Source organism: Sphingomonas bacterium (genome assembly GCF_903644135.1).
Lineage (GTDB): Bacteria > Pseudomonadota > Alphaproteobacteria > Sphingomonadales > Sphingomonadaceae > Sphingomonas.
Genome location: NZ_CAHJXA010000131.1, coordinates 1 through 7,345 on the forward strand (window position 1 = coordinate 1; position 7,345 = coordinate 7,345).

Annotated in this window: 4 protein-coding genes; 2 read left to right on the forward strand and 2 right to left on the reverse strand. The window is 65.7% G+C overall.

Annotated elements, in window-relative coordinates; genetic code table 11:
* Together HUU96_RS08445 and HUU96_RS08450 are read right to left on the reverse strand one after the other, a co-directional pair.
* A partial coding sequence (locus HUU96_RS08445; protein ID WP_174292389.1) for an FAD-dependent oxidoreductase occupies nucleotides 1–967 on the reverse strand: 967 nt, incomplete at its 3' end.
* A 383-nt stretch (nucleotides 968–1,350) separates the two neighbouring features.
* On the reverse strand, nucleotides 1,351–3,414 hold the full coding sequence (locus HUU96_RS08450; protein ID WP_174292390.1) for a TonB-dependent receptor: 2,064 nt from the start codon (nucleotides 3,412–3,414) through the stop codon (nucleotides 1,351–1,353).
* A 72-nt stretch (nucleotides 3,415–3,486) separates the two neighbouring features.
* Here HUU96_RS08450 and HUU96_RS08455 point away from each other — a divergent pair, with 72 nt between their 5' ends.
* Nucleotides 3,487–4,788: a PepSY-associated TM helix domain-containing protein gene (locus HUU96_RS08455; RefSeq protein WP_254605137.1), complete on the forward strand. Its 1,302-nt coding sequence runs from the start codon at nucleotides 3,487–3,489 to the stop codon at nucleotides 4,786–4,788.
* A 99-nt stretch (nucleotides 4,789–4,887) separates the two neighbouring features.
* Nucleotides 4,888–7,029, forward strand: a complete 2,142-nt coding sequence (locus tag HUU96_RS08460; protein WP_254605136.1) for a TonB-dependent siderophore receptor — start codon at nucleotides 4,888–4,890, stop codon at nucleotides 7,027–7,029.
* Nucleotides 7,030–7,345: the final 316 nt, after the last annotated feature.

The window sequence follows — 7,345 nt, forward strand, 5'->3', positions numbered from 1 at the left end:
TCCAGGCGAGATTGAAGGCATCGGCGATGCCTGTGTTGGCACCATAGCCGCCACGTGTCGGCGGCAACTGGTGCGCGGCGTCGCCCGCCAGGAACACGCGGCCCTCCGAGTAACGTTCGGCGATCCGCCCCGCCATCTCCCAGCGGCCGGTGGCGATGATCTCGACCGGCATCGCGCGCCCGAGCGCGCGGATGATCGCGGCGCACAGTTCCGGCTTGCTACGTTCCTCGTCGTCGCCGAACATCAACACCCAGCGGCCATCCGGATAATGGGTGAGGAACGCCTTGAGGTCCGGTTGCTCGATCTCGAACTGCTGGACGCCCTTGTCGAGGTAACGCTCGGCTTCCGGGCAGTCGAACAGCACGCTGCGGATCGTGCGGAGCAGGCCGACGCCGTCGCGCCCGATGCCGAGTGCCTCGCGCACCGGGCTGTCGGCGCCGTCGCATGCGATCATGTAGTCGGCTGCGATCTCGCTCTCCTCGCCCGTCTGGCGGTCGCGGACGCGAGCGATCACGCCGTCAACATCCTGCCCGAAGGACAGCATCTCGACGTTGTAGCGCAGGGTCGCACCGCGCTTGCTCGCTTCTTCGCGCAGGATCGGCTCCAGATGGTCCTGCGCGATCGCGGCGCCCGTCATCGGCGAGGCGACGCCCTTGTCGGTCTCCTCGTGCCCCGGCGTCCACGGCGTCTCCTCGTGCCAGGCGCCGGTCAGGCTCTCTACCCTGGCGCGACGCAGGCGGGTGTCTGCGGGGGCCTGGGGAATGCGATCGGCGATGCCGACGGCGCGGTAATGCTCCAGCGTCAGCTCGGTGAAGCCGATCGCGCGCGGGTGCGCGGAGCTGCCCCAATGTTTCTCGACGACGATCGTCTCGACGCTGCGCGCGGCCAGGAACAGCGCGGCCGACAGCCCGACAAGGCTGCCGCCGACGATCAGCACCTGGGTGCGGGCCGGGGTAGTGCTTTGCATGGTAGGACGTCCTTTACTCGAAGCCGCCGCAGCGGCGACAAGGACGTGTCCGATCCGTTGCGGGTCCCATGCCGCCAGGCAGCACGCTTCAGCAGGAAGGTCATGTCGATCATTCCAGCTCACCCGACAGGAGACGGCGCACGTCCGCTCATGTCGTGGTCCACACCCTCATGGGCTGGAAAACGGCTACCGGGGTAGCTGACCGGGGCTCACCACGTCCGGTCCACCTTTTTCGACTAGCCGGATATGCCGACCGGCTAGATCTCGCGCAAGGGCAGCCGGTTCAGAGGCGGCATTATTCTTGATCGTACGAATACCGACGCAGCGCCAACTTGCCGCACGGGCGGGCCGCATCGAGATTAAGATCAATACGGGGCTCCCGCTCAATACTCCACCGTAAGCGAGGTCTTGACGAAGCGCGGAGCACCGTAGATCGGGCTCGAGAAGATCGAGCTGGCATAATAAAACTTGTCGGTGATGTTGGTCGCCTCGACACGGATCGTCGCCTTGTGTCCGGCAAGCCTGGTCTCGTAGCGCCCGCCCAAGTCGAATGTGGTGTAGTCCGGCGCGTAGAACAGCGCGTTTGCATCGTCGCCGGGCTTGCGGCTGACGTGAAACACGCCTGCCGATACGAATAAGCCATCCAGCGGCTGGTACTCGGCGAACAGGCTGGTGGAGAAGCGTGGCACGTTGGTCGGCACCTTGCCGACGATCGCCGGATCATCCGCGCGCAGGATCTTCGCGTAGATCAGGTCGGCGGCGGCGATCAGCGTCACGCGTGGCACGATCTGCCCGCTGACGCTAAAGTCGATGCCGCGATAACGCGACGCGCCGGCCTGCTCTAGCCGATCGCCGACCGCCACCTCGGCCGGGCGCTTGAACGTATAGGCGGAAAGCGTCGCCAGCAGCCCCCCGATCTGTGCCTTGGTGCCGATCTCGTAGGTCTTCGAGAGCAGCGGCGGCAGCTGCTCGCCCGCATTGGCATAGGGCTGGTAGACGTTGGTGCCCTGCTCGACCGCCTCGTTGTAGGTGGCGTAGATCGTCCAGGCAGGCTCGATCCTGACCAGCGCCGAGACGCTCGGCAGCCACTTGGTGAGCGCGATCCGCGTGTTGAGCACGCCCTGATCGAATGACTTGGCGACTGCGCGGTAGCGCTGCGCGCCGGCGGTGATCGTCAGCCGCTCGAACAGCGTCGCCTCGTCGACGACACCGATCGTGTAGACCCTGTTGCTGTTGGCGGGCGTCGGCCGATCGAGCGCGACGACAGGACGGGCTACGCGCTGATCGCCGTAGAGGTTGGCGTTGCCCGCGTCGGCGAACACGTAGGCGTAGCGCAGCCGGTCGTCATAGGCGGTGCCGATCACGGCAAGCTTGTTGGTGAGCCATGAAGCAAAGCGGTTCGCCTTGGTGACCGCGGCGCGCGCCCCGGAGTTTCGAACCCGGCTGTCGTCGGCGTAATAGGCGACGTCGACCGACCCGTCGGCCTTGAGCGCGGCGTAGCTCGGGAACCGCCTCGAGAAGTTGTAGGTGGAATAGCCGCCCTGCAGGCTCAGCGACCAGCCGTCGCCGAGGTCGCCGGCGAGCTTCGCCTCGATCGCGCCCCGCCGGTAATGATCGCCGGACCAGTCCTGCCCATAGCTCTTGTGGTACGACAGATCGGGCAGGCGAACGTCGTCCTCGAGCGGGAAGAAGCCCGAATTGATGCCGTGGCGACGCTGGTCGGTGTAGAAGCCGTTCACGTCGAGGGTCAGGCCGGCGCTGACCAGCGCACGCCCGGCGAGCGCGGCTGCATAGCGATGACCATCCGAATGATCGGGCAGGTCGATCCGTTCGGCGGCAAGATTCGAGCGCACGCCGAAGCGGTCGGCCGGATCGAGGCTCAGGTTGAAGTCGGCCTGTCCGAGCACATTGCCATATTCGTTGACCCCCGCCGTCACGCGCGCGAAATCCTGCGCGAGCGGATGCTTGGGAACGAAGTTGACGACGCCACCCGGCGTCTTGTCGCCCCCCTGGGTGACGTCGGGGACGCCCTGGAGCACCTCGATGCGGTCGACCTCCTCCAGCGGCAGGAAGTTATCGCGCCACTCCAGCCCGTCGCGCTGCGTCGTCGCCTCGTTGATGCCGCGTGCGAAGACCAGCTGGCTGGGATCGTTGTAGGAGGAGCGCGGCGTCAGCGTCGGGAAGAACTTGGTGATCTCCTGGAGCGAGCTCGGCGCGATGTTCTGGATGACCGCGCTGCCGATCGCCTGGACGGTACGCGGCGTATTGATGATCGGCTGCTCGCCGACGCTCGCGATCGAGGTGGCGGTCACGACGATGTCGTCACGCGTCTGCCGCTCGTCCGCCGCCGGAGAGGGAGCGGCTGTCGGTTCGTCAGGTTGGACGGTCTGCGCCGCTACCGGCACAGGCAGCAGCGACACGCCTACGAGAACCAGCTTGCGAATCATGCTCCGAACTCCTTTATAGTTCGGCTAATGCGAGGCGTTCGCAATGTCTAGAGAAGGTCAGCCGTGGGCGACATGAACACCTCGGCGATCCTCGAACCTCAGGGTCGTTCCGACTTCGCGGCGGCAACCCGCACCAGCCTGATCCCGGGCAGGCACGCGTGCGTCCTCGCGCACCGGTGGGCGGGTTTGACGATCGCCCTGTTCCTGATCGTTGCCGGCGTGACGGGTTCCGTGCTGCCGTTCGAGCAGGAACTCACCTTTCTCTCCCGCAGCGATGTTGCCTATGTCCACCCGTCGTACCGGGGCGCGCGTCCGCTCGACGGCATCGCCATCGCCGAACGGGTGGAGCGCTCGACGGGAGGTGTTGTCAGCTACGTTCCCTTGGCCGTGTCCGCCAAGCGCGTCGACCGCATGTACGTCGCCGCGCGACCCGGACGCCCGCCGCTGCCGTTCAACATGGTTTGGGCGGACCCCTACACCGGTGCGGTCAAGCTGACCTACACTTGGGGAGGCCTGCGGGACGGGCGCGTGAACATCGTGCCCTTCCTGTTCAGCCTCCACTATGGCCTGGTCGCCGGCGCGTGGGGCACCTGGGCGTTCGGAATATCCGGCCTGATCTGGACGATCGACTGCTTCGTCGGCTTCTACCTGACTTTGCCGAGTGGCGGCGGGACGAACCGGCAGCGCGGTACTCCGCGTCTATTATGGGCGAAGCGATGGGGCGCGGCTTGGAAGGTGCGGCGCCATGCCCGGGGCCACCGCCTGAACTTCGACCTGCATCGTGCCAGCGGCCTCTGGCTCTGGCCGTTGCTGCTCGTCTTCGCCTGGTCGAGCGTGGGGTTGCTGCTGCCGTCGGTCGAGCAACCGGTGATGCGGGCGTTCGGCGCCACTGTCGGATATGTCCCGCCAGCAGAGCGTCGTCCGCTTGTTCGTCCGCGTGTCGGATTGCGCCAAGCTGTAACGACGGGCGAAAGAGCATTGATCCGCACCGGGCGGCATGATGGCTTCACCTTGCTCGCTTTGGAGACGGTGTCCTACGATGCCGGCTCGGGCACGTACCGGCTCGATGCGCGCACCACTCTCGATCGCGGCGCCGCCATCGGCAGCACGTCGGTCTGGGTCGATGCGCGGAACGGCGCTTTGCTTCATCTCGACAGGCCCTTCGGTAGAACATGGGCGGACGCGGTTCGTCACCTGCTGGTGCTGCTGCACTTCGCCGAGATCATCGGCTTGCCCTATCGCATATTCGTCAGCGTGCTTGGCTTGGCGGTAGCGATGTTGAGTGCGACGGGGGTTCTGATCTGGACGAAGAAGCGCTCCGCGCGCGTGCTCAGCCGCGGCCGCCGAGCAGGACCGGTGACATCGCCGCGCTGAACGTGAGCCCTCTCCCACCGCTCAGCGCTTATTCGCTATTGCGAAGCAGTATTATATAAGCTAGCCGCGCACCCTCTTGGAGGGGTTTAGGTGATGATGATGCGTGAGACGGTGATCGTGGTGCTGGCAGGCGCGATGCTTGCACATCCGGTTTTCGCGAAGGCGGAGAGCGGATCGTCGGCGCCGCAGTCGACCAGTGAGGGGACGACCGACACCATCGTCGTCACCGGCCAGCGCCCGGTGTCGCAATCATCGGCCGGCACGAAGACCGACACGCCCATCGCCGAGACGCCGCAGTCGGTCACCGTGCTCTCGAGCGGCATGATCCAAGGGCTTGGGCTGCAGAACCTCACCGAGACGCTGCGCTACGTCGCCGGCGTCACGCCCGATCAGCGCGGTTCGTCCGCCGAGGTCTACGACCTCTTCTCGCTGCGTGGTTTCGGTGCGCCCGTGTTCCTCGACGGGCTGTTCTACATCAGCCAGAGCGACCAGACCGGCTACGCCGCCGCCCAGGCCGACATTTCGCGGCTCGATCGCGTCGAAGTCATCAAGGGGCCCTCGTCGGCGCTCTACGGCCGGTCCGGCCCGGGCGGCCTCGTCGTCGAGGAGAGCAAGCTGCCGCTCGATCGCGACTTCTACGGCGCGCTCGCCGGCACCTATGGAAGCTATGATCTCTACCGCGTCGATGGCGACGTCGGCGGCCGTTTCTCGGACTCGGCGCTGTGGCGGCTCTACGGCAGCGTCAACGGCGCGCACGATCAGCAGCGCTACGGCACGCGGCGGCGCCAGACCGTCTCGGCCACGACGACGCTCGGCAACGGCACGCCGACCAGCTTCACCCTGCTCGCGGCCTATTCGCACGATCCGCGCAACGGCGATTACGGCGTCTTCCCCGCCTACGGCACGCTGATCCCCAATCCAGCCGGCAATGGGCGCGTCTCGTCCAAATTCTACGACGGCGAGCCGAACGACTTCTTCGCGCGCGAGCAGGCCGGCATCACCTACATCTTCCGCCACGATTTCGGCGACGGCTGGGCGATCCGTTCGCTTGGCCGCTATCAATATGTCCACAGCCGTCTCGGCATCGTCTACATCCAGGGCACCGCGATCGATCCTACCGTGACGACGTCCTATGCACGCGGCTCCTATGCGACCAACGAGACCAACAACGACTGGGTGTACGACAACCAGCTCACCGGCAAGCTCACCACCGGTCCCCTACAGCACGAGCTACTGTTCGGCGCGGACCGGCAGGTGCTGCACTTCAACGAGTTCGGCGCCTTCGGCACGGCCACCCCGATCGATCCCTTCGATCCCGTCTACGGCACGACGGCGACGCCGCGGACGCCGCAAGAGGTACCTGGCGGCTTCCCATTCACCCTCATCACCCATCAGCGCCAGCAGAGCGTCTATGCGCAGGACCAGATCTCCCTGGCGGGGCTGCGCCTCACGCTGAGCGGCCGGCAGGACTGGGCGCGCTCGGAGAATGGTGGCCCGGTGCAGCACGACAGCAAGTTCACCTATCGCGCCGGCGCACTCTACAAGACCGCGCTCGGCATTGCTCCCTATGTCTCGTACTCGACCTCGTTCCAGCCCCAGGCGGCCACCCTCATCGACGGCACGCTGGCCAAGCCCTCGCTGGGCAAGCAGATCGAGGGCGGCGTCAAATATCAGGTGCCGCACACCGAGATCCTTGTCACCGCGGCCTATTTCCACATCGAGCAGAGCAACGTGCTGAGCTACGATCCGGTCACGTTCTTCGCAACCCAGTCGGGCAAAGTCCGCTCGCGCGGCGTCGAGGTCGAAGCCAAGGCGCCGCTGCCGCACGGCTTCAACGCGATGTTCGCGTTCAGCCGCCAGAGCGTGAAGGTTCTCGACGATCTCGATCCCAACAATGTCGGGCACGGGCTGCCGACCGTCGGCCGGGGCGGCGTCTCGGGCAATCTCGAATGGGCGCCGCGATCGGGTCCGCTCGCGGGCTTCGCGATCGGCGGCGGGGTGCGCCATGTCGATCGCGTCTATGCCTACGGCGCCAACAACTCGCCGTCCTACACGCTGTTCGACGCCCTCGCGCGGTACGACCTCGCCGCGCTCGGCGAGCGGTTCAAGGGCATTCAGGTGTCGATCAACGCCAAAAACCTGACCAACAAGCGCTATCTCACTGGCTGCTACGTCAACTACGACTGGTGCTGGTACGGCGCGCGGCGGACCGTGCAGGGCACGATCGGCTTCGCCTTTTAAATGGCGATTACGTATCTTACAAACCTAGAGCGATCGAGGCGAACAGGCCGACGATGCACACTTCAACGAAGCAATATATCCAGAACATTGCTCGGCTGGTCTGACGATCCGCTTTCAGGAGGTAGAGCCGGCCCCGCGCAAGCCCAACGATCAGATCGACCGCAACGATCGCCGATCCGATTCCGATTGTTGCCGTCGCCCAATCAGGGGTCACTCCGGTTTGTCCACCGGCTTCTGCTTCACCAGCTTCATCACACGCTCGTCAAAGCGGGCTTCGTCGTCGTCACACTCCAGGGCGCGCGCGGCTTCCTTGAAC